This is a genomic window from Aerococcus sp. L_32 (genome assembly GCF_050689315.1).
The window spans coordinates 1-547 of record NZ_JBOEQF010001218.1; the positions used below are offsets into that span (position 1 = coordinate 1).

Here is a 547-nt window from a genome sequence, read left to right on the forward strand (position 1 = left end):
GTCCAATACAAAATGAAATGGAGGAATTATCATGGGCTGGTTATGGTCTTTAATCGTCGGTGGACTTATTGGTTGGGGTGCAGGTGCAATCCTAGGTAAAGATGTCCCAGGTGGCGTTATCGGTAACATTATCTGTGGTATGTTAGGTTCTTGGGTAGCATCTACTTTCTTACAAGACTTTGGTCCTGTAATTGGTGGATATGCAGTGATCCCTTCACTAATCGGAGCTATCATATTAATCTTAGTATTAAACTTTGTCTTAAAACGTTTAAACTAGTTTAACTATACAATCAATTAAGGGCGCTGAATCAATTGGTTCAGTGCCCTTTTTTTATACCCTATTTTCAACAATCCTCTGACCCATTTGACGAGGAAGTCAAAAGCGGTAGCGACTAAGACTTAGTGTCTAATCGCTACCGCTTTATCTATATTATTCAATTAGCTATCATTAGCCTAATTCAATATTCACTGCTTGAGGACCACGCTTTCCTTGGGCAATTTCAAACTGTACCTTTTGCCCCACTTCTAATGAAGTTTGGTCTAAGTG

The 547-nt window shown here is 39.1% G+C and carries 2 protein-coding genes; one reads left to right on the forward strand and one right to left on the reverse strand.

Annotated elements, in window-relative coordinates:
- Nucleotides 1–31: 31 nt before the first annotated feature.
- A complete protein-coding gene (locus ACRCJ0_RS19015) occupies nt 32–277 on the forward strand; it encodes a GlsB/YeaQ/YmgE family stress response membrane protein (protein ID WP_431391766.1) in 246 nt (81 codons plus the stop codon).
- Nucleotides 278–448: 171 nt separating this feature from the next.
- Here ACRCJ0_RS19015 and ACRCJ0_RS19020 read toward each other — a convergent pair whose 3' ends face one another.
- Nucleotides 449–523, reverse strand: a complete 75-nt coding sequence (locus ACRCJ0_RS19020) for a cold-shock protein (protein ID WP_431391768.1) — start codon at nt 521–523, stop codon at nt 449–451.
- Nucleotides 524–547: the final 24 nt, after the last annotated feature.

What these genes read in the sequence shown, in the direction of transcription:
- ACRCJ0_RS19015 (WP_431391766.1), top strand. Translation starts at nt 32, where the DNA reads ATGGGCTGGTTATGGTCTTTAATCGTCGGTGGACTTATTGGTTGGGGT.